At 46.9% G+C, this 23,128-nt stretch carries 18 protein-coding genes and 1 rRNA gene; all 19 read left to right on the forward strand.

All coding sequences use genetic code 11. From position 1 onward, the window contains the following. The first annotated feature begins 504 nt into the window (after positions 1-504). A complete protein-coding gene (locus tag AC58QT_RS35605; protein ID WP_497413078.1) occupies positions 505-1,509 on the forward strand; it encodes an endo-1,4-beta-xylanase in 1,005 nt (334 codons plus the stop codon). 146 nt (positions 1,510-1,655) lie between these two features. After that, complete coding sequence (locus tag AC58QT_RS35610) at positions 1,656-3,284, forward strand: response regulator transcription factor (protein ID WP_497413079.1); 1,629 nt, start codon at positions 1,656-1,658, stop codon at positions 3,282-3,284. After that, positions 3,256-5,043 (forward strand): sensor histidine kinase, encoded by a 1,788-nt coding sequence (locus AC58QT_RS35615; RefSeq protein ID WP_497413080.1) that lies wholly within the window; start codon positions 3,256-3,258, stop codon positions 5,041-5,043. Before AC58QT_RS35610 ends, AC58QT_RS35615 begins: the two co-directional genes overlap by 29 nt. A gap of 94 nt (positions 5,044-5,137) precedes the next feature. Then, positions 5,138-6,835, forward strand: coding sequence for an ABC transporter substrate-binding protein (locus AC58QT_RS35620; protein WP_497413081.1), 1,698 nt, complete (start codon positions 5,138-5,140; stop codon positions 6,833-6,835). Between the two features lie 208 nt (positions 6,836-7,043). Then, positions 7,044-7,913 carry an ABC transporter permease gene (locus AC58QT_RS35625; protein WP_497413093.1) on the forward strand — a complete coding sequence of 290 codons (870 nt, stop codon included), beginning with the start codon at positions 7,044-7,046 and terminating at the stop codon, positions 7,911-7,913. 36 nt (positions 7,914-7,949) lie between these two features. Then, a complete protein-coding gene (locus AC58QT_RS35630; RefSeq protein WP_497413082.1) occupies positions 7,950-8,879 on the forward strand; it encodes a carbohydrate ABC transporter permease in 930 nt (309 codons plus the stop codon). 73 nt (positions 8,880-8,952) lie between these two features. Further along, positions 8,953-10,098 (forward strand): family 8 glycosyl hydrolase, encoded by a 1,146-nt coding sequence (locus tag AC58QT_RS35635; RefSeq protein WP_497413083.1) that lies wholly within the window; start codon positions 8,953-8,955, stop codon positions 10,096-10,098. A gap of 421 nt (positions 10,099-10,519) precedes the next feature. After that, complete coding sequence (locus AC58QT_RS35640; RefSeq protein WP_497413084.1) at positions 10,520-11,584, forward strand: ABC transporter ATP-binding protein; 1,065 nt, start codon at positions 10,520-10,522, stop codon at positions 11,582-11,584. After that, positions 11,577-12,293 carry an ABC transporter permease subunit gene (locus AC58QT_RS35645; protein ID WP_173117120.1) on the forward strand — a complete coding sequence of 239 codons (717 nt, stop codon included), beginning with the start codon at positions 11,577-11,579 and terminating at the stop codon, positions 12,291-12,293. The genes AC58QT_RS35640 and AC58QT_RS35645 overlap by 8 nt, the downstream gene beginning before the upstream one ends. A 5-nt stretch (positions 12,294-12,298) precedes the next feature. Then, positions 12,299-13,687, forward strand: a complete 1,389-nt coding sequence (locus AC58QT_RS35650) for a GldG family protein (RefSeq protein ID WP_497413085.1) — start codon at positions 12,299-12,301, stop codon at positions 13,685-13,687. Further along, a complete protein-coding gene (locus AC58QT_RS35655) occupies positions 13,684-14,616 on the forward strand; it encodes a DUF4340 domain-containing protein (RefSeq protein ID WP_497413086.1) in 933 nt (310 codons plus the stop codon). Before AC58QT_RS35650 ends, AC58QT_RS35655 begins: the two co-directional genes overlap by 4 nt. Positions 14,617-14,731: 115 nt before the next feature. Then, a complete protein-coding gene (locus tag AC58QT_RS35660; RefSeq protein WP_057312695.1) occupies positions 14,732-14,956 on the forward strand; it encodes a hypothetical protein in 225 nt (74 codons plus the stop codon). A 28-nt stretch (positions 14,957-14,984) separates the two neighbouring features. Next, positions 14,985-15,791 carry a spore coat protein gene (locus tag AC58QT_RS35665; RefSeq protein WP_497413087.1) on the forward strand — a complete coding sequence of 269 codons (807 nt, stop codon included), beginning with the start codon at positions 14,985-14,987 and terminating at the stop codon, positions 15,789-15,791. Positions 15,792-16,013: 222 nt separating this feature from the next. Further along, complete coding sequence (locus AC58QT_RS35670) at positions 16,014-16,493, forward strand: hypothetical protein (RefSeq protein WP_497413088.1); 480 nt, start codon at positions 16,014-16,016, stop codon at positions 16,491-16,493. A gap of 177 nt (positions 16,494-16,670) precedes the next feature. After that, the gene (gene pcrB, locus AC58QT_RS35675; RefSeq protein ID WP_497413089.1) at positions 16,671-17,372 is read left to right on the forward strand and encodes a heptaprenylglyceryl phosphate synthase; all 702 of its coding nucleotides are present in this window, start codon (positions 16,671-16,673) and stop codon (positions 17,370-17,372) included. Positions 17,373-17,379: 7 nt separating this feature from the next. Next, complete coding sequence (gene pcrA / locus AC58QT_RS35680) at positions 17,380-19,734, forward strand: DNA helicase PcrA (RefSeq protein ID WP_497413090.1); 2,355 nt, start codon at positions 17,380-17,382, stop codon at positions 19,732-19,734. A 48-nt stretch (positions 19,735-19,782) separates the two neighbouring features. Further along, on the forward strand, positions 19,783-21,804 hold the full coding sequence (gene ligA / locus AC58QT_RS35685) for an NAD-dependent DNA ligase LigA (protein WP_497413091.1): 2,022 nt from the start codon (positions 19,783-19,785) through the stop codon (positions 21,802-21,804). A 27-nt stretch (positions 21,805-21,831) separates the two neighbouring features. Further along, entirely contained in the window at positions 21,832-22,842 is a 1,011-nt protein-coding gene (locus AC58QT_RS35690; RefSeq protein ID WP_497413092.1) for a DUF1835 domain-containing protein, read from the forward strand. Positions 22,843-23,064: 222 nt separating this feature from the next. Then, positions 23,065-23,128: ribosomal RNA gene (locus AC58QT_RS35695) — 16S ribosomal RNA — on the forward strand; the annotation flags it as partial.

Here is a 23,128-nt window from a genome sequence, read left to right on the forward strand (position 1 = left end):
GAACAAGGTCGAATAGCACAATTGGTTACATATCTCCCGCTCAATTTGAGCAGCTATACTACCAGCAGGTGGCTTAACTTAGTGACGTCCACTTTCTTGACAGAAGAGCAATAAGAACTCGCCATGGCCTTATTTGTCCAGAAGAGCTTCATCTAGCTGAAATAAGAACTCTACGAGTCTCTATTTCAGCTATTTCCGCGAAACAGCTCTAAATCACAGCAAAAAAAGCACTCCGTAGGTGCAGAAGCGCTAGATGCTGACCTATCTAGAAATCCCTTTAATCTATTGGGTATAACCTAAACTTCGTAGGGTATGAAACGTTCGAGATAGACGATATAATAACTCGCGAAAGCGCTTTATTTTTTACGGCGTCTCCAGAATTAGGCTGAGCATACGAAGAAATGGCGCGATGTGACAATACGTATTTTGCCAGAAAATCGGGGATTTCGGATGAAAGGGACGTACGATTTACTAACTCACATCATTTGAAGGAGGTCATACTACATGACGAAAGAGAACCAAATACAAATATCTTCCCTCTATCAGAAATTTGAGCGTTACTTCGATATTGGGGCAGCTGTAAATGTCAGAACAATTATATCGCAAGCCGACCTCATCAAACGGCATTATAATAGTGTAACCGCAGAGAATGAAATGAAATTTGCTGAGATTCATCCGGATCCAGACCGCTATACGTTCGGGGCGGCAGATACGATCGTTGATTTTGCTGCGAATCAGGGGAAGAAGGTAAGGGGTCATACGTTAGTGTGGCACAATCAGACACCAGACTGGGTGTTCGAGGGACCCACAGGTGCACAAGCTACGCGGGAAGAACTATTGACTCAGATGCAGCAACATATCGAGACTGTTGTGAAGCGTTACCGCGGCCACATTTATGCATGGGATGTTGTAAATGAAGCCATTGAGGATACGACAGACATCACGCTTCGTAAATCTAAGTGGTTGGATATCATCGGGGAAGATTACATCGCGAAAGCCTTTCATTTTGCCCATCAAGCAGATCCGAATGCACTGTTATTCTACAATGATTACAATGAAACCAACCCAGTGAAACGAGATAAAATTGCTGCGCTTGTGTCATCCTTACTAGATATAGGTGTACCGATCCATGGTATTGGGATGCAGGGACATTGGAACCTTCATGGTCCATCCATCGATGAGATTCGGGGCGCTATTGAGCTCTATGCTTCGCTTGGCGTGCAGCTGCAAATTACGGAGTTAGACCTGTCCGTATTCGCATTCACTGACAGGCGAACCGATCTCATAGAGCCGACCTCTGAGATGTTAGAGTTGCAGGCGCAGCGATATGAGCAGATTTTTAAGCTGCTTAAGGAGTACCAGAGCTGTATTACAGCAGTTACATTCTGGGGAGCAGCGGATGATTATACGTGGTTGGATAATTTTCCGGTGAAGGGGAGGAAGAATTGGCCCTTCCTCTTCGATTGCCAGCAGGCACCGAAAACGGCGTTCCATCGGATTATGAAGTAGGAAGAAGACAGTAGGCTCCATAGTTGTCAGATGATGACAGAGTGGGATACAATAAACAACATCTAGATTGCTCGTATAGATCCCCTGCGAGTCCGGCTAAGTACCGGGCTCGCTTTTCCATTTTAGTTACTAAGGGAGTGAAGGTCATGAAGCTGCAAGTGATGTTAGTTGATGATGAGCAATATGTCAGGAAAGGTTTGCTGGGCCTAATCGACTGGGATTCCTTAGGATACTATGTCAGCCATGAAGCAGATAATGGAAAAGATGCACTGCGAATCCTTACTTCTAGGCAGTCTGAGATTGATGTTGTCATCACAGACATTCGTATGCCAGTTATGGATGGCTTGAAATTAATAGAAGAAGTGAAGCTTCACAATCTAAGTGCTTGCAAGTTTATTATTTTAAGCGGTTACAATGACTTCTCCTATGCGCAATCTGCCATTCGCTTTGGGGTAAGTGACTATATTCTAAAGCCGATTGAGGAAGAGGATTTGGAAGAGACGCTGCGGAAGTTAGCGCGAGAAATCAAAGAAGTGCGCTTGCAGGAAGCGATAAGCGGCCGACTCACGTTGAGAGGCTTGTTCGAACAATTAAGTAGAGGTGAGCAAGCGGCCAAAGCGGTGACAGAGCTTGCTGAACGGGTTCGATTGTCCAAAGGAAGCGTACTGCGGTATGGCATTGTTGAAATGAACCGAGGCTTCTCCGAAGAAGGGGATGCGACGGACTACCTCATCAAGGATGATGTCAGCCTTGTCGCCCATGCCATGAAGACGTTAGTCGACGTCCCTAGCGACTTTGTTGTTCAGCTGCGCAATCAGCAGTGCGCTTTCCTTATTTGCTCTGATGCACTGAAGCTGTATGGCGGCAGCTACGAGCAATTCGGCACAGCGCTGCAGAACTTGTTGGCTAAGCGGCTGGAAGCGGGAGTGACCCTTTATTTTGGTACGAGTGTGAAAGATATGACAATGATCAGCACGTCGATTCAGACAGCTAACGAATTGCTGCAGTACAAGTATGTGAAGGGGATGAAGGATGTTCTGTTCTATGAAACAGCCTCTAAGACAAAGCTAAACTACGCAGAGCCAGACGTCAGCCTCTTTCATCGCATTCAGGAAGCCGTTGAAGAGCAAGAAACCGAGAAGATCAAGATGTCGATCGCGACGCTGTTCACAGAAATTGAAACGAAATCACTAGCCAAAGACGCAATTCGCACCATTATCAATCGCTATGTGCACCGAATTGTAGGGACATTGCAGGAAATGCAAGGACCCACGGATTTACTCGTTAATCTAAAGCCAATGCTAAGCTGGGATGAACAACCGCTATCTTTTAGCCAATTGCAGCACTTATTTATTTCGTTTATGATCGAGAGCTCTCGCATGATGGAACAATTGCGGGGAGAGCAAACCAAGGGCAGTATCCATAAGATTAAGAGCTACATTGAGCATCATTATCAAGAGAACATCAATCTCAAAAGCATTGCTGCTGAGTTTTATATGAATCCAGTGTATGTTGGGCAGCTGTTCAAGAAGACGTACGGCCAGTATTTCAATGAGTTTCTGCTGTCTATCCGCATTGGTGAGGCCAAGAAGCTGTTACGTCAAACAGATTTGCGAATTTATGAAATTGCCGAGAAGGTAGGCTTTAACAACGCGGATTATTTTGTTGCGCAATTTGAGAAGATGGAAGATATACCTCCTTCTGAATATCGCAAAAAACTACTGAGCAAACAAGGCGGCCAACCCCATGAAAATGCTACGATTTCAACTAAATAATGTGCGATTGCGGAATAAGCTGTTGATGCTGTATTTTCTTAGCGTGTTCATTCCGATTTTATTGACCAATGTAATTTTCTATCAAGTGACAACACATAATGTTCAGCGTCAGAAAACGGAAGACATCTCGTTAAATTTGGACAAATTGAAAGATGAATTTCGTACGAAGATCGACAACGCGGTTGGAATTTCTTCTGTCTTTTACACAGACGGTCTTTTAAATGATGCCTTGGAGCATACCTACGAGGAAACGATTGACTACGTGAGAATGTATAACTCGCAGCTAGCGACCAACATCAATAAGTACAATTTGGTGTACAGCGAGATTAAAGGCATTCAGATGTATACCAACAATCCAACGATTATTGACTCCGGCGGGTTACACCCACTAACCGATATGATTCGGGAGTCGGAATGGTATCGTAACCTGCAGAAGGTACTTGCGGAGGGGCAGCCCTATCCGCTCGTTATGCGAAGCGATGAAAATGAGAGTACGTACAGTGGACTCAGCGTCATACGTCAAATGAACTACTTTAGTAATGCCAACGCCTACAGTAAAATCTTGAAAATTGAAATGAGTCCGGATGCGATCAAGGGAATGTTCAGCAACCAAGCGCTACAGGGGAATCTCTACTTGCTGAATGCTGAAGGCGATATTCAATATACGACAGATACGAAGTTGGACTGGATTCGGGGCAAAATAAATTTTCGCAGCGTCGCGCTCCCAAAAGATACGATAAAATTGGAACGCGATTACAGCACGAACTACTTGAAGAATTGGCGTATCGTGCTTGTTTCCGATGGGCATGTCCTGGATGCGGTGCGGAAGTCCAAGCAATTTGTCGTTTATCTCGCACTGCTTAACCTACTGCTGCCGACACTTGTCATTGTCTGGATCTCCTCCTCGTTGCATACACGTCTAGTCCGTATTCTTGTTCATATGAAAAAGGTGAAAAATCAACACTTTGATCTTATAAGTGAACCTGAATCGAAAGATGAGATCGGACAGCTGATCCGGGAATTTAACCGAATGACCGTGCAAATCAAGAGTCTCATTGATGATGTGTACATCGCAGATATTCAGAAGAAGGATCTCCAGTTGAAACAAAGGCAATCGCAGCTGCACGCCTTGCAAAGTCAGATCAATCCTCATTTTCTCTTTAATGTGTTGGAAACGATTCGCATGCGCAGCTTGATCAAGCAAGAAAATGAGACAGCCAAAATCATTAAAAATATGGCCAAAATGTTCCGCCGTTCACTAGAATGGGGCGGGGAGTGGGTCACGTTTCGTGATGAGTTGGATTTGATTCTATGTTTCCTAGAAATTCAGAAGTACCGATTTGGTGATAAGCTGAGCTACCACTTCGAGGTAGATGAGTCCGTCTATAGCTGTAAAATTCCCAAAATGACCTTGCTGCCCTTCATTGAGAACGCTAGTCTACACGGGATTGAGCCCTTACAAGGCCACGGTACCATCGAACTGAAGGCGACTAGAAGCGGGGATCTGGTTAATTTTACGATTGCTGATACCGGTATTGGGATGTCGAAGGAGAAAGTAGATTTATTGAATGCTTATATGGGTAACGGTGAAGATGTGAGTGGACACGTCGGGATGAAGAATGCTTTTATGCGACTGAAATTATATTATGGGGATGCCATTGATGTGCAGATTAGCAGTGAGGATGGCGTCGGTACCATTGTGAAGATTACGACACCCGTCCAATTGAGTGAGAATGATCGATCACCTAAGCTTTACTAAGAAGATACTAAACTTTACAGGGTAATCAAGCTGAGAGCGGTTTTATATAATGAAAGTGCTTACAAGAAAGTGTTGAGAGGGGAGTTTCACAAGAATGAAGAAGTTGAAATTAGTCACAATGGGCACATTGTTAGCGCTTTCGCTAAGTGCTTGTAGCAGCTCAAACTCAGCAGATCCAGCCGCTTCCACAACAACTAATAGTCCTAGTGGCACCACCGCTGCTAAGGAAGAGACGAAACCAGCTACGTTTAGCTATTTCTTGTTTAACGCAGGAAAGAACATGAACACGAATGAAACCCCAATTGGTAAAGAGTTGGAGAAGCAAACAGGGGTTAACTTTAAAGTGGAGAATCTCGTTGGCGAATCTAAGACCAAATCCGGTGTCATGATTGCGGGTAACGAGTTCCCAGATGTAATACAGCCTGAGGGCGAAATTGACAAGTTCATGGATGCTGGCGCATTCATTCCGCTCGATGAGCTTATTGAGAAATATGGCCCGAATATCAAACGTGTATATGGTCCTTATTTTGACAAAATGAAGCAAAAGGATGGCAAGATTTATCACCTGCCCTTCAGTGCGAATCAGGGCTTTGCGGCTAACCCGAACGTAGACCAAGGGGCATTCTGGATTCAACGCGGCGTATTGAAGGAGCTTGGCTATCCGAAACTTACAACACTCGATGAATACTTCAATGCGATTAAGACATATAAAGACAAGCATCCTCAAGTGGATGGCAAGGATACGATCGGGTTCTCCGTCATGACGTATGACACGAACTTTTTCACGATTACGAACCCAGCTTTCCATCTAGCCGGCTACCCGAACGACGGTGGTCTACTGATTGATCTGAAAACCAATGAAGCGAAGAGCAATGCCATTGATGAAGCAACGACGAAGCGTTGGGTGAAAAAGCTGAATGAAATCAATACAGCAGGCCTGTTCGATAAAGAGTCCTTCACGATGAACAAAGATCAGTATTTGGCAAAATTGACTTCTGGTCGTGTACTTGGTTACTTCGCCTATGACTGGCAAGTGGGCGATGCGCGCAATAACTTGGCGAAAGCTGGTGTAGACGATAAGCGCTACGTGGCACTTCCAATCGTGTTCGACAAAGGGGTTAAGGACCAATACCTGGATCCGCCTTCCTTCGTAAACAACCGTGGTATTTCCATTTCCAAAAGCGCGAAAGACCCCGTTCGCATTATCAAATTCTTCGATAACATGCTGACTGAAGACAATCAAATCCTGCAACAATGGGGGATTAAAGGTCAAACGTATGAAGTAGATGATAAAGGCAAGTTTTTCCGTACAGACGAAGAAATCGCGAAAATTAAAGATCCTAAGTTCTATGAGGATTTCGGTTTGAAAATGTTTGCGTACAACTGGCCTCGTTATGGGAACTTCTCCATTGTAAAAGGGGACAATGCCTTCGATCCGAATAAACAGCCTTCTGTTGCGGAGAAGAACTATACAGATGGCGATCGTACGCTGTTGAAAGCGTACAACGCAAAAGTCTTTACAGACATGTTTAGTAAGCCAGATACTCGTCCGTGGTACCCTGCTTGGAGTATTAATAAAGGACAAGGTACACCTGAACAAATTTTCGAGCAAAAAATGGGTGATCTTCAGAAGAAGGCTTATCCAGAAATGATTCTTGCCAGCGGCACTGATAAGTTCGAGAAGGCTTGGAGCGACTATGTGGCACAAGCAAGCAAGCTTGATATCAAAGGCTACGAGGCATTTGTAACGAAGGTTGTTAAAGATCGCGTTGCAGGTAACTGGGCAAAATAAGGAGCAAGCATGACAAATAAGGGGATGCAGGGCACTAGCGTGTATGGTTGGGTGCCATGCATCCCTTCTACTTAGATAAGAAGCAAGGAGTGAGTGATTTTCTATGGAGAGCCTTACAAAAGAATCCCTAACGGACAGACCAGTGCTATCCGAGAAATCAACAGGGTTAGCCTTATTTTTTCGTAAGCTGGGTAAGCAAAAAGTATTGATGGCCATGTCGCTGCCTTTTCTCATTTGGTTGTTTATTTTCAAATATGTACCGCTTTGGGGTTGGTCGATGGCCTTTCAAAAATATCGTCCTGCCAAAAAATTCTCGGAACAAGAGTGGGTGGGGTTAGAGCAATTTAAATTCCTCTTTCAAGATGATGGATTTCTACGTGTCATGCGGAATACGCTGGCGATGAGTACGATTAATCTCGTATTAGGCTTTGTAACAGCGGTTACTCTAGCTATTCTCCTTAATGAATTGCGTAAAGTTATTTTCAAACGCTTTGTACAAACCATCAGTTACTTACCACATTTTATTTCGTGGGTTGTAGCAGCAAGCATTGTATCGGGTGCGTTGTCGACAGACGGCGGGATTATTAATGAAGTTTTAATGAAATTGCATGTGATTAGCGAACCTATTTTATGGCTCGGCAAGGGTGAATATTTCTGGGGAATTCTTGGTGCATCCGAAGTTTGGAAAAACGTCGGTTGGAACACCATTATTTATCTAGCTGCGATGACGACGATTGACCCGGCTCTGTATGAGTCGGCAGAAATGGACGGAGCCAACAGATTTCAGCGCATTGTGCATATCACGCTCCCAGGCATTAAACCGGTTATTATCATCTTGCTAATTATGAATTTAGGTCACATTCTTGAGTCTGGTTTCGAACCGCAGTACCTACTCAAAAATGGGATGAACATAGATTATGCCGAAAATCTCGATATTTTCGTACTCAATTACGGTATCAACTTAGGGAACTTCTCATTGGCAACAGCAGCAGGCATTTTCAAAACAGTGGTTAGCTTCATCTTCTTGATCAGTGCCAACCAAATTGCCAAGCGTGCGGGTGAAGCCAGATTGTTCTAATCGTTTATTTGGACCACTCACAAGGAGGTATCAGCTATGGAAGCTACACAACAAGCAAGCTCACGCCGGCGGAATACGCACATAGGTGATCGCTTGTTCGATATTTGCAATATCATTTTTATGTGCGTTCTCGTTGTAGTTACGCTCTATCCCTTTGTTAATACACTAGCCGTAGCGTTGAACGATGCGAATGATGCCGTTCGTGGGGGGATTTATCTACTTCCTCGTATGTGGACGATCGATAATTTTAAATACGTGTTTAGTGAAGCCGCAATCGTACATGCTTTCTTCATTTCCGTCTTGAGAACGGTGCTGGGTACCGTAGTTACGGTGTTCTGCTCCGCAATGGTCGCCTACACGATGTCACGTCAAGAATACGTGCTTCGCAAGTTCGTAACCGTCTCCTTTATTTTCACGATGTATTTCAGTGGCGGACTCATTCCAGGCTATTTGCTCGTTCGTGACCTTGGCATGTTAGGAAGCTTCTGGGTATATATCATTCCAGGCATGATTGGGGTCTTCAACTTAATTATCATCCGTTCGTTTATCGAAGGACTTCCTGACGGAATTATAGAAGCGGCTCGTATTGATGGCGCGAATGATTTCTCGATGTTCATGCGGATTGTTCTTCCACTTATTGTTCCTGTATTGGCAACCGTTGCGCTGTTTAGCGCGGTGGGTCAATGGAACTCTTGGTTTGACGTTTTCTTGTACAATTCATCTAATGAAAATTTGAGTACCCTGCAGTACGAGTTGATGAAAATATTACAGAATACGAATACACAAACCTCACAAACAGCAGCCGATATCTTTGCTAGCAGCGCGAACTCTGGGGCAGCTACAGTAACACCCACATCGATTCGTTCTACCATGACGATTGTCGTGAGTCTCCCAATTATTATGGTGTATCCGTTCTTGCAGAAGTACTTTGTTAAAGGGATGACCGTTGGCGGTGTAAAAGGTTAGACGGACAAGACTAGCGATCAACCCCCGGCATCTTGCGTGTCTTGGGGGTTTTTCTAATTAGGAGGCATTTTATATGCAAAAACAAAGCTTTGACGCATCGACGACAAGCAGTTGCCGCAATTTATTTGCGGAGTATGGGTACTCGGAAGCGGCGGTACAGGCTAAGCTTGACGACATGTGGAACCAATTGTTCCACGGTGATGAGGATACCAGAATTTATTATGAGGCTGGCGATGCAGGCGCTTATTTGTTGGATACAGGTAACCTAGATGTGCGTACCGAAGGTATGTCATACGGCATGATGATCGCTGTACAACTGAATCAGAAGATCGTCTTTGATCGGATTTGGAAGTGGACACATACGAACATGTTGATGACGGAGGGTGACAATGCGGGCTATTTCGCATGGTCGTGCAACACGGATGGCTCCAAGCGGTCAAACGGTCCAGCGCCGGATGGAGAAGAATATTTTGCTTTGTCTTTATTCTTTGCTTCGCACCGCTGGGGTGATGGGGAAGCACCGTATAACTATAGTGAGCAGGCACGCGAGTTGCTTCGGACATGTATTCACAAAGGAGAAGACGGCGTTGGCCAGCCCATGTGGAATCCAGAGAATAAGCTGATTAAGTTTGTTCCGAACTGCGAATATTCAGATCCATCGTATCATCTTCCGCATTTCTATGAGCTGTTTGCTAGATGGGGCTATGTAGAAGATCATTCCTTCTGGGAAGGAGCTGCGGAGGCTAGCCGAGCTTATTTACAGATCGCCTGCCATCGTGAGACCGGCTTGGCGCCAGAGTATGCGCATTACGACGGCACACCGAATGATGATCGCGGCTATGGTCACTTCTTCAGCGACGCCTATCGTGTAGCGGCTAATATCGGGTTGGACGCGGCGTGGTGCGGCGGTTCGCAGTGGCATTCCGACACGGTGAATCGCATTCAGTCTTTCTTCGCGGATAAGTCGCCAGAGGACTATCGTCGGTATCAGATCGACGGCACGCCTTTCGATGAGAAGGCACTTCATCCCGTGGGTATCATAGCTACCAATGCTATGGCCTCGCTTGCGGCGCCAGATGGTGCTCATGCTAGAGCGTGTGTCGAGTTATTCTGGCAGACACCAGTTCGAACAGGCGTAAGAAGATATTACGATAATTGTTTGTACGCATTTAGTGTGCTTGCCCTGAGCGGGAATTTTAAGATATGGCTGCCTGAATAGTTGATATAATAGATCTACTGAACAATGGGAATCAAGAAGGCTTACATCTTTTGAATGAGAGGTCGAGCAGGCGCTGTAAAAGGGTAACGACGACTTACCTAACGGAGGCTGAAACTGAATTATCCAGATTGGACCGTCGGCACAGGTGTGCTGACGGTTTTTTGTGTTCACTCGGCTTATTCTCACTATCCCTTTGGCTCAGAGGAGAATGTTGTTGAATGTTTGAGTTGGAATTGTAGCCTGAGTAAAGGGGATAGTGGAGATAATGAGAATGAACAGGGTATATCACAGAGGCGAAATCACGTTCACAATTTGGACACAATTTTTTAATCTATTTTTCAGATTTGTTTAAGGTTGGTTTATTGTTCCGCCCGTATAGTGATGATGAATAATACGAACGCATAGAAATGGGGGATCTTGGATGCTAGAGGTCAAACAAGTCAGCAAGCTGTACGGAAATGATCGCGGCGTGCATAACATCGACTTCTCGATGCAGCGCGGTGAAATCGTCGGCTTCTTAGGGCCGAATGGTGCTGGCAAAACAACGACGATGCGCATGATTACAGGTTACCTGAATCCGACGCATGGTCAAATATGGGTGGATGGTCACTCCATGGCCGACAACCCGAAGAAGGCGCGCCGCAAGATCGGCTACTTGCCTGAAACACCGCCCCTGTACCCTGAGATGACGGTACAGTCCTACCTGCGCTTCATCGCGAACCTGCGCGATGTGCCTGCTCGCGAGCAAAAAATGCGTGTCAGCGAAGCCATTGACAAGCTCGGACTGCAAGGTCGCGAGAAGCAAATCATTCGCTCCCTCTCCAAGGGCTACAAGCAGCGCCTGGGACTCGCGCAAGCGATCCTGCACCAACCGGATCTGCTCATTCTGGACGAGCCCACGTCGGGCCTCGATCCGAAGCAGATCATCGAAATCCGCCAGCTCATTCACGAGCTGGGCGAGAACCACACGGTGCTGCTGAGCACGCACATTTTGCCTGAAATTAACGCGATTTGTAACCGCGTTCTTATCATTAACCAAGGTCGCGTCGTACTCGATGAGCGTCCAGAGAATCTCGGCCGCACGATGGGCGAGACGTTCGAGGTGTCGCTCGAGGTCAAGGGACCTCGCGAGCGGATCTTGACCGAACTGCGCAGCCTGCCGTCCGTCGGCGAAGTCAAAGAGGTCGACGCTCCAGTTGGCGCAGCCGAAGTGCCGACTGCATCGGAGGCACCTTCGCTTGACGATGCACCGGTTTCAGCCTCAACTGACGCAGCATCCGATTCCGTGAAGCTCCTCGTCACCTCCGCAGATCGTGCGGAAGACATTCGCGAAGCGGTATTCTTCCGTCTTGCCAGCGCAGGCCTACCGATCTTAGCGATGAAGCGGGAGAGCCTCAGCTTAGAGGATATCTTCCTCAAGTTGACGACGGACGAGCCTGCCGACACGACCAGCACATCCCAAGAGGAGGGTGACACTAATGCGTAGAATTTGGGCGATTTGCTCCAAAGAGCTGCAAATGTATTTCTTCTCGCCAGTTGCGTATGTGGCGTTTGCCTTCTATGTGCTGTTGTCGAGTTTCTTCTTTTACGTAAATTTCGTGGCGGGACAGCCGCCGATTGTGGATGCGCGCTCCATTGTGGGCAATACCACGTTCATCTATTTGTTCATCATTCCATTGCTCACGATGCGTCTTGTTGCAGATGAGTTCCGTCAAGGTACAGATGAGTTGCTCCTGACATCACCTGCGGGTATAAGCGAAATCGTGCTAGGTAAATATCTATCCGCTCTAATTGTGCAAGTAGGCCTTGTGGCGATCTCCCTTGTGTATCCGCTCATTATGTCCTCCTTCGGTACATTGGATATGCCTGTCACGTGGTTGTCGTACCTCAGTATGTTTCTTTTAGGCTGCGCGATGATGGCCATTGGCTTGTTTGCATCCAGCTTGTCGAATAATCAGATGGTTGCGGGGATTACAGGGTTTGTTATTTTGCTGTTGTTGTGGCTGCTTGATTGGGTTAGCTCCAGTATGACGGGTAAATTGAAGGATTATGTAGGTCAATTCTCATTGACCGGTCACTTGAGCAATCTACAAAAAGGCGTCTTTCACGGCGGCGATATCCTCTTTTACATCACATTAACAGCTGTGTTCCTGGTTCTTTGTATACAAGTCCTTGAAAGAAAGCGTTGGAGGTGAGCGGAATGAATAAGTGGATAAGGGGAACTAATGCGACTGTTCTATCTATCGCGGTTATCGGCATTTTCATTATTCTGACAATCTTCCTACACTCGCTTAAGGGCTTTCAGGTCGATTTGACGAAAAACAAAAATTTCACGCTCTCCGAGCAAACAACCGCTGCACTCAAAAATCTCAATCAAGATATTCACGTTATTGCCTTCACGAATAGTGGGGATGGCAATGATTTTGTGACCCGTCAAGTCACAGATATGGTGGCTGAGTACAAAAAGCAAAGCAGTAAAATTACGTACGATGAGTACGATATGCTGAAGCAGCCTTCGATGGCGAAGCAGTATGGGGTGGACCAAGGCGGAACGATTATATTCGAAATGGGCAACAAAAAACAAAATATCAATTTTTATGAACTTTTTGCAGGACAACAAGATGGTTCCTACACCTTCTCAGGCGAAGAGAAGTTTACACAAGCGATTCAAAGTCTGACATCTGCAGAGAAACATACGGTTTACCTCCTATCAGGTCATCAAGAGTATCCGGCATCGGCAATGAGTATTTTCAAAAGCAGCTTAGCTGCTGCTAACTACGACGTGAAGGATCTCAACCTGTACGTGGAAGGCAAAATCCCGGATGATGCGCAAATGCTCATGCTGCTTGGTCCGCAAAACGACCTGAATGACAAAGAAGCGGAGCTCATTCAGACTTATTTAAAAGGCAAAGGAAAAATTTATATCGCGCTGGGCTTCAACAAGGATATGGCGACGAAGTGGAAAAACATCGATGCCATCATGAAAACCTATGGCGTTCAGGATCAGCATGCGATTGCGATTGAAACGAAGCAGACGTCTTTGTATGACCCGTTAACGATTATTCCAGAGTACGGTTCGCATGATATTACGAACAAATTATCGAGTAATAATTTAGTTACCATGCTATCACTGGCTGTCAGTTTGAATGCTGACGAAAGTGCGCCGGATTATACGAAATCCTTGTTGTTAACAACGACGGATAAAGCTTACGGTGAAACCGATATTAACTTGTTGGCACAGAACAAAACGAAACAGGATGCAACGGATGTCAAAGGACCTTTGAATTTGGGCTACGCCATCGCAGACAAAGATAACAAGCCAAAAGCTGTTATTTTAGGTGGTTCGACATTCGTGTTGGATGAAGATATTCAAAATCAGGGTAATAAGGACTTTGCTTTGAACAGTATTGGCTGGCTGCAAGAACAGAAAGATCAAATTACGATCCGTCCACGTCAAGGGGATGCGTTCCAACAAGCAATGATTACGCCTAGCCAAGCGAATACGATTTTCCTCATTACCATCGTGTTCTTACCACTGTTATTCCTCGTTATTGGCGGCCTGATCTGGTGGAGGAGGAGAAGAGGATGAAGCGGTTTATTCCAACCATTCTGTTAGTCGTCATTTGCATCGGTGGTTTCTGGTACGCCTCGAGCAAAGACTTCTTCCAAGAGAAGAAAGATGAACCCAAGTCCCTTTTGACTCTGAAGCAAGAAGATGTGAAGGCTGTCTCGGTGAAAACAGAAGAGGGGCAGATTGAGTTAAGCCGTACGACCAATGGTTGGGATATGCAAAGGCCAGCGGCTGCGCCGACCAACTCGAACCTCGTTGACTCTTGGCTAGATGCGCTAGGGTTGGTGTCGTCCACCAAGCTTGTGGAGGATCAAGCAACCAATCTAACCGAATATGGTTTAGATAAGCCGGTAGGGACGTATGAAATCACCCTGAAGGATGGCTCCAAAAAGGGCTTGCTCGTCGGGACGGCACTCCCCATCGAAGGGTTCTCCTACGTACAAGTCGAAGGTTCGCCTGCCGTCTATCAAGTCAGTGACCAATCGTTAACATCACTGAACAAAACGCCGGTTGATTTTGCCGATACAAGTCCAATTAAACTAGAAAACGATAAGGTACAGAGCGTTAAGATGACCTGGAAGGGCCAGTCATGGTCCCTTGCCAAAACAGATAAAGATAAAGTCGCTGCGGATGCGAACTGGAAGCTCGGAGATAAAGAGTTGAAAGGCGCGGATGCGAGTCCGTTGTTGGATCAGCTCATTTTCTTGCATAGCAGTGAACTTCCGCAAGCGGCAGCTCAAAAACCGACTACAGGTGGAGAGCTTAAATTGGAGATTGCATTAACGGTAGATGGGAAAGACGTTACCGACGTCTACGAAGGTAAATTGAGCGGAGAACAAATCTGGCTAGCTAAGCAGGGTGGGCAGTGGGCCTACTCGCTGACAGCCGAGGATATTCAAGCGTTAGCAGATGCTTATGCGGGTAAACCTGCACAGCCTGCTTCCTAATTAAAAAACTGCTTCCAACAGGGATTTTACTGTGAGGAAGCAGTTTTTTTGGTAATCCGACATAAAACGGCATTTTTTGGGAAAAATAATAGGGAGGAAAGGAGGTCACATGCACATGTACAACACACAAGAGAACCAAGCCATTTCTGGTAAAGAACTTTCGTATCTATCCGATACGTTCAAGAATGAAGAATTGTTAGCAAAGCTTTGTGTACAAGGCGCGGTGAACAGCCAGAGTCAGTCATTGAAGCAAACCTTGTCTCATCTGTCGCAAGAACGATTGCAAAATATGAGCATCCTAATCAATGCTCTGCAACAACAGTCCGGAATGACCCACTAATTCGAATCTACAAGGAGGTGCAAGACACATGTATCAGTCAAATTCGCAACAACAGCACCAAGGGCAGCAAGTCGATTTAGAAGATCTAGACTTTGCTAATTTTGTTTTGTCTGAATTGAAGCGCAGTGCGCGTGAATATACAACGGCTGCCTTAGAAGCTGCTAATCCTGGCATTCGACAGACTTTTGAAACCTTATTGCAAAAAACTTTGGATGATCAAGCCCTTGTTTTTCAAGAAATTCAGAGCCTTGGCGGCTATCAAATTCAGCAGGCTGAGCAGCAGATGATTGAGCAAGAAATTCAGAAGCAGAGTCAGACGGCGCTACAAGTTCAATCCATCGTTCAGCAACATGTAAGCTCAGCTGCATCAATGAGCCAAGCCGAACAACCATACCAACAACGACAACCGTACAGCCAGCCACAAGGACAAGTTAATCACCAGAATCAAGCTGAGGCCGTGCATCAAGCACCAACGCCAACAGCAAGACCAGCATTCCAGCCTGTTAATTATGCGAACCAGTACCCGAATGCGGCTTACAACAATCAACAAGGTCGAGGTCAAGGTCAAGGTCAAGGATATACACCGAGTCAGACACAGCATCAGTCCTCATCTTATAACCAAAACCACACACGAAGCTACCAAGATCAGAGTCATGATTCATCCAGTTATGGTCGTGGTTCTCAGGGGTATGCGGCTTCTTCCAACCCTATGAATGAGAATCCAGGCATGACGGCGGGTACAGGTAGACCAACGCAGGCGCGTATCGTTTCACGCACACAACAAGGTATACCATCTTCGACTACGGAAGGTAACTCCTATCTGAATAGGTCGTAAGAGGGTAATAAATATAACTTCTAACCAGTTTAATCACAATTGAATGCTTATTAGACACGCTGTCCTCTCTTAGGCAGGGTGTCTTTTTTGTTGTACGACTCCAAAGTTATTTACTGAAGTATTTGTCCCACTATTTTTCTAAATCAGGCATGAGTACGGCTTGGCACACATATATAAGGAACATAGGATGTCCAAACTTAGTTGAAGAGGGAGCTTAAGCTGATGAAAAAAACATGGGTATATGGTGCGGCTACTTTAGTGGTACTGGGAGCATTAACAACAGCGTGCGGTTCCAAAGATGAGGTCATCCCGTCTGTAGCAACGGGAACGAAGGGCACGGGTTCTGCGACAGCGGTTCAAGTGAAGACAGAAACAGGAACAGGTGCGAAAACGACAACAACAACGACGAATGCGAAGCCTGCCATTGACGCTAACTATAAGGTCGATGGGAAGAATGTTACGATCACGTACCAAACGTCCAATTTCAAATTATCTGAGGATGACATGGATAAAGCGAACGTACTGGGTGTAGGACATCTCCACCTGTATGTGGATGGGAAGCAAAAAGCCATGATTGGTAAAACAGGTCCGTTAACCCTCACGAATTTAACAACAGGTACACATGAAATTAAACTCGAGTTGCAGCAAAATGACCACAAAGACCTCAATATTGAGAAGATTCTTAATATCGTCGTCAAATAACGAACGTTTGTGCGTATTATCGCGCAAACGAAGCTACTGTGAAGATCGGATACGTACAGTTGCATATTCCTCTAAAAGACGGGCGATTAGCCCGTCTTTTGTCATTTGACACACCAGAAAGGGTAGCATAGACTGTTGATAGTATGGCACAACTGCCGCCTAATCGGAGGGACACAATTGATCGTCGATATACGTAAGTGGAAGCATGTATTTAAGCTTGACCCAGACCGAGACATATCAGATGAGGCGCTGGATCGGCTTTGTTTATCTGGCACGGATGCTATTCTCGTCGGCGGCTCTTCAGGAGTCACGTTTGATAATACGGTGGATCTGCTATCGCGGATTCGGCAATATGAGGTTCCCGTTGTCTTAGAGATATCGAATCAAGAGGCTATCGTGCCGGGGTTTGATTTATTTTTAATACCAGTCGTACTGAATGCTGATGATCCAAAGTGGATCGTTGGACAACATCACGAGGCGCTGAAGGAATATGGCGCGTTACTGAATTGGGATGAAATTGTAGCAGAAGGCTACATTATATTGAACAAAGATGCGACGGCAGCTCAGCTGACCTCAGCGCGAACTAACTTGGATGCCAAGGACGTAGCAGCTTATGCACGTATGGCGGACAAGCTTTTTAACATGTCGATTGTGTATCTGGAATACAGTGGTACCTTTGGCGATATGGAACTCGTCCGTCGGACGCGGCAAGTGCTCGAGAATGCCCGTTTATTTTATGGTGGAGGCATCGATTCTATAGAGAAAGCGCAACAAGCAGCAGAGACAGCAGATACGATTGTGATAGGCAATATTATATATAGTGACTTGGAGCAGGCGCTTCAAACCGTGAATGTGAACTTTGATAGAAATGGAAGGTAACCTTAACGTGAATGAAACTGTCAATATTTTAGAAGCAGTCAAAAAGTTGAACCCCCAGCAGCGCAAAGCTGTTGAAGCCGTGGATGGCCCTCTATTAATTATGGCTGGAGCGGGAAGCGGCAAGACGCGCGTGCTCACGCATCGGATTGCTTACCTCATTGGTACGCGCAAAGCGGCACCCTGGAACATTTTGGCTCTAACCTTTACGAACAAAGCGGCACGCGAAATGCAAGATCGTGTCGGTAAGCTGGTTGGCGGTAGTGGCAGCGATATTTGGGTCTCCACGTTTCACTCCATGTGTGTACGCATGCTGCGCAAAGACATTAATCGAATCGGCTTTTCCTCGAACTTTACGATTTTAGATTCTGGTGATCAATTATCTGTCATCAAAACTTGCTGCAAGGAGCTCAACATTGATACAAAGAAATATGAGCCCAAAACATTCCAAGCAGCGATCTCCACAGCCAAAAACGAACTTATCTCTCCTAAACAATTTGAAGACAAAATCGGTGATTACTTCGACGGGCTTACCTCCAAAATTTATACCCTGTATCAGAAAAAGCTAAGAGCCAACAACTCGTTAGATTTCGACGATTTGATTATGGCGACGATTCATCTATTTAAAGAAGTACCAGAGGTGCTGGAATTTTATCAAAATAAATTTCAATATATTCATGTCGATGAGTATCAGGATACGAACAGAGCGCAATATATGCTGTGTCAGATGATTGCGTCCAAGCATAAACGCATTTGCGTCGTTGGGGACAGTGACCAGTCCATTTATCGCTGGCGTGGAGCGGATATTAGCAATATCCTCAATTTCGAGCAGGATTACCCAGATGCAACGTCGATTCTCTTGGAGCAGAATTACCGTTCGACTTCGAATATTTTGCAGGCGGCCAATAAAGTCATTGCCAACAACACAGGTCGTAAGCCCAAAAACCTTTGGACAGATAAAGAGGGCGGCGTCGGAATTAAACTGTACCAAGCGGATACCGAGTATGAAGAGGGTTACTTCGTTACGAATGAAATCAATAAGAATAAGTCGAATGGCAAAAGATTCGGCGATCACGCGATCCTCTATCGGACGAACGCTCAGTCCCGGGTAATCGAGGAAATTTTGATTAAATCGGATATCGCCTACACCATCGTTGGCGGGGTTAAGTTCTATGATCGTAAAGAGATTAAGGATATTTTGGCTTACTTGAGACTCATCTCTAACCCGAACGATGATATTTCCCTAAATCGGATCGTGAACGTGCCGAAAAGAGGCGTTGGCGGTACGACGTTGGATAAAGTGGCAGAAATGGCGGGACGTAGGGGGATTTCTCTGTTTGCCATGTTAGAGGAAGTGGACTCGCTCGAAATCAATACGAAGGCGAAGCATGCCCTCACGGATTTCCGCGAAATGGTAGATAACCTCAACCGCATGGTGGACTACTTGTCCGTAACCGAGCTGACCGAGAAAATCCTTGAAATGTCTCAGTACCGTTTAGAAATGCAACGCGAGAACACCATTGAATCCAAGGCTCGTCTCGAAAATATTGAAGAGTTCCTGTCTGTGACGATGGATTTCGAGAAGCGTAATGAGGACAAATCTCTCATTTCCTTCCTTACAGACCTAGCGTTGATCGCGGATATTGATACGCTGGACAAAGACAAGCCCGAAGAAGAACAGGACGCGGTCGTCCTCATGACGATGCACAGCGCCAAAGGGCTCGAGTTCCCAGTTGTGTTCATCATCGGGATGGAAGAAGGCGTCTTCCCGCACAGTCGTGCGTTCGCCGATAACGAAGAGCTCGAAGAGGAGCGCCGGTTGGCCTATGTCGGCATCACGCGCGCTGAGCAAGAGCTGTTCCTCACGTGCGCACGCATGCGCACGCTCTTCGGCCGTACCGCCGCGAATGCGCCGTCGAGATTCCTCCAGGAGATTCCGAAGGAACTCCTGGAAACCGTCTCGGCTGGCGGCTTCTCCCGAGGCGGCCGTTCCGTCGGCGGCTCCTCGTGGGGCAGCAGCGGCAGCGCTGCTGCATCGAGCCGCGGTGACAGCACCACCGGCTCGTCTGCCTGGGGCACACCGTCCTCCTTCGGGGGACGGCCAAGCACGGGCAGTGCTGCTGGCGCGGCTGCGCCAAGCCCCGCTGCCGCGCCAAGACCGGCTGCGTTCCGGGCGCCGCAGCCTGCCGCAGGCGGCACCACGGACTACAAAGCCAGCGACCGCGTGTCGCATGGCAAGTGGGGCGTCGGCACCGTCGTGTCCGTGAAGGGCTCGGGTGATGACACCGAGCTGCAGATTGCTTTCCCAGCGCCGGTTGGCTTGAAGCGCCTGCTCGCAAAATTCGCTCCAATCACGAAAGTGTAGGAGCAGCTCCCTAAAACTAATTCCCATTTGAGAGAGGAAGAGCCCGCCATGACCGATAAACTCGCGGCAATGAAAACCCTCATCCAAGAAATCAACAAGCATAACCATAACTACTATACGCTGGATCAACCTACGATTTCGGACGCGGAGTGGGATGCGCTTTATGATAAATTGTCACAGCTAGAGCAAGAGACAGGGGTTACCCTGCCTGCTTCACCTACCCATCGGGTAGGTGGAGATCTGCTCAAAGGCTTTGAACCGCACCGCCATTTAGCTCGCTTATGGAGCCTAGACAAAGCGCAGAACGCTGACGATTTAGCAGCTTGGCACACACGTGTACTCAAGCTAATCGCCGATTATAATAGCAAAAACCCTGAAACGCCGCTGCCAGACCCTACTTATGTGGTCGAGCTGAAGTTTGATGGGCTTACCCTGAACCTCACGTATGAGCAAGGGCAGCTAGTCCAAGCTTCGACGCGTGGCAATGGCCAAGTTGGCGAGGGCATTTTAGCTCAAGTCAAAACGATTAAATCGATCCCGCTGGAGATTCCTTATGATCAAGGGACGATTGAAGTGCAAGGCGAGGGCGTCATGTTCCTGTCTGTCCTTGAAGCGTACAACCAGACGGCCGCAGAGCCGCTAAAGAATGCTCGAAATGCAGCGGCAGGTGCCTTGCGTAATCAAAACCCGAAACTAACCGCAGAACGCAAACTAAACGCCTTCTTCTATAATGTGGGCTACACCAGTGACCTTCATTTTGAAAGTCATGCGGACATGGTTCAATTCCTACGGGATAACCTGTTCAAAATTAGCAACCGCACGCGGTACTTCTCCACCATCGAAGAGGTAAGCAGCGAGCTTGAACGCATTGCAGAAGAACGCGCTAGCTTCGACTTCCTGATTGATGGAAGTGTCGTGAAGCTGACGGATATGCGTACAAGAGAAGTATTCGGCTATACGGATAAATTCCCGCGCTGGGCAATTGCGTACAAGTTCGAGGCCGAAGAAGCGACGACAACGCTGCAAAGTGTTTCTTGGGAAGTCGGCCGCACAGGCAAAATCACACCACTAGCCCGCGTAGAAGCTGTCGATCTTGCAGGCGTGACCGTACAGAACTGTACGCTCAACAATGTTGGCGACATTGAGCGCAAAAACCTCAAACACGCCCTCGGCAGCCTCGTCTACATCCGCCGTTCGAATGACGTCATTCCAGAGATTCTCGGCAAAGTTACCGAGGAGAATGACGGCGAGGAAATCGTGGCTCCGACGCATTGCCCGTCTTGCGGCAGTGAACTGGAGATGAGAGGTGCGCATCTCTTCTGTAACAACCGCCTCGGCTGCAGTCCGCAGCTCGTCGGCCGGATGGCGCATTTTGCTTCGCGCGATGCGATGGATATTGAATTTTTCAGCGAGATGACCGCTTCACAGCTGCATCAAGAGCTGGATGTCCGCGATCCTGCGGATCTGTACACCTTGCAATTCGACGATCTCGTCAAGCTCGATCGCTTTGGCGAGAAGAAGGCGCGCAATCTTCTCGGTGCCCTCGATAAGAGCAAGTCCCGCGATCTCGCGTCTTTCCTGTATGCACTTGGCATCCCGAACTCGGGCAAAACTACCACGAAAGTGCTGGCCGACCACTATCGCAGCCTTTCGCGCATCATGGAAGCAACGACAGAGGAGCTTATTACGCTTCCAGACGTGGGCGGTATCGTAGCGGAGAGCATTCACTCATTCTTCCGTGACCCTGTGATGGTGTCCAGCATTGAGCGGATGCTAGCCGCAGGCGTGAACCCCGTTGCAGAGGAAGCTCCGGTCATCGTGGCCAGCGAAGATAATCCGTTCTTCGGCAAAACGATTGTCCTCACAGGAACACTTTCCTCGATGGGTCGAGACGAATGTGCGAAGAAACTCGAAGCCATGGGTGCCAAAATCACCGGCAGTGTTTCCAAAAAGACTGACATCGTAATCGCAGGCGAAAGCGCAGGCAGTAAGCTGACTAAGGCGCAGGAGCTAGGCATTCGAATCATTGAAGATGAGCAGGAGCTTTTGCAATTGCTAGGTGAAGCTTAATCTATATAGAAGAGAGGTGACAGCGCCATGCCCAAAAAGATCATGCATATCGTCAACGGAGACGCATTTGGCGATAAGTTGCGAGTATCTGGTATCGATGGTGAGATTTTGGTGTGGCGCGAGTCGCTCTATGAGGGACCTATCGGCATGCAGATGTCAGATAGTGCCCTTTTATCTATGAGAGCATCTTATATGAGTAACCGTTACGGCATTCCGGAGGACACTTTCAAGTCGCAGACCATACAGCAGGAAGCGAAGCTGGATACTCTCACGGATGTGGACGAGGTTGTCCTATGGTTTGAGCATGATTTATATGATCAGTTGATGCTGTGTTATTTGCTTTCCAGAATTACTGACTTCTCTCAGCGGTCCTTCCAATTATCCTTGATATGCATCGATCGTTACCCTGGCGTAGACCCTTTCTATGGCTTGGGGCAGCTATCCGTCGATCAAATCCTTCATCTGCATGGCACTGAGTTACCTGTGAGTGAGGAGCAACATGCCCTTGCACGCAAGGTATGGACAGCCTATTCGGCTTCTGAGCCTTTGCCTATGGCGGCTTTATTAGAAGAAGACCTATCCGCACTCCCTTTCCTTAAAAAGGCCCTAGAGGTCCATATAGCTCGCTTTCCTTCTATGCAAAATGGCTTGTCAGCCATTCAGCAGCTGACGCTTGAGCTGATCAGGGACGATGAGGTATTGATCCTGTCTTTATTCCAAAGCTTAACTAAGCGGCTCAGCCATTACGGCTTAGGTGATTTGCAATTCTTTGGCATCTTGGATGGGCTCTGGCATTGTGAATATCCACTAGTCCAAGTGCTTGGCGGTGATAAGTTGCCAAGATACAATGAATCCTGGCCACCGCAATTTGAAAATTACAGAGTAAGGATAACAGAATTGGGTAAACTTATTCTTACTGATAAGCAAGATCACGTTTGTCTGAACGGGATTGAAGAATGGATTGGTGGCGTTCATTTGGTTGGCAAGCAGGAGATTTGGCGCCGAAATGCAGTAACTACAGGCTTTATGAGACTGTAAGATAATGTATTTAAAAAGATGCTTGCATTTCATTTTGAAACCTGATAATATATGTTCTTGTCACCGCAAGAGCGACACATTAACGCTTTAAACGGTAACGCAATAAAGCTCCTTGAAAACTGAACAAACGAATGAAGTATATCAGCAAATTCAGTCACGTAAAAGTGACTACAATTGAGATTGCAAAATCTCGCTAGCTTCAAATGAGCAAGTCATCTTTCTATTATGGAGAGTTTGATCCTGGCTCAGGACGAACGCTGGCGGCGTGCCTAATACATGCAAGTCG

Source organism: Paenibacillus sp. J31R109 (genome assembly GCF_059692055.1).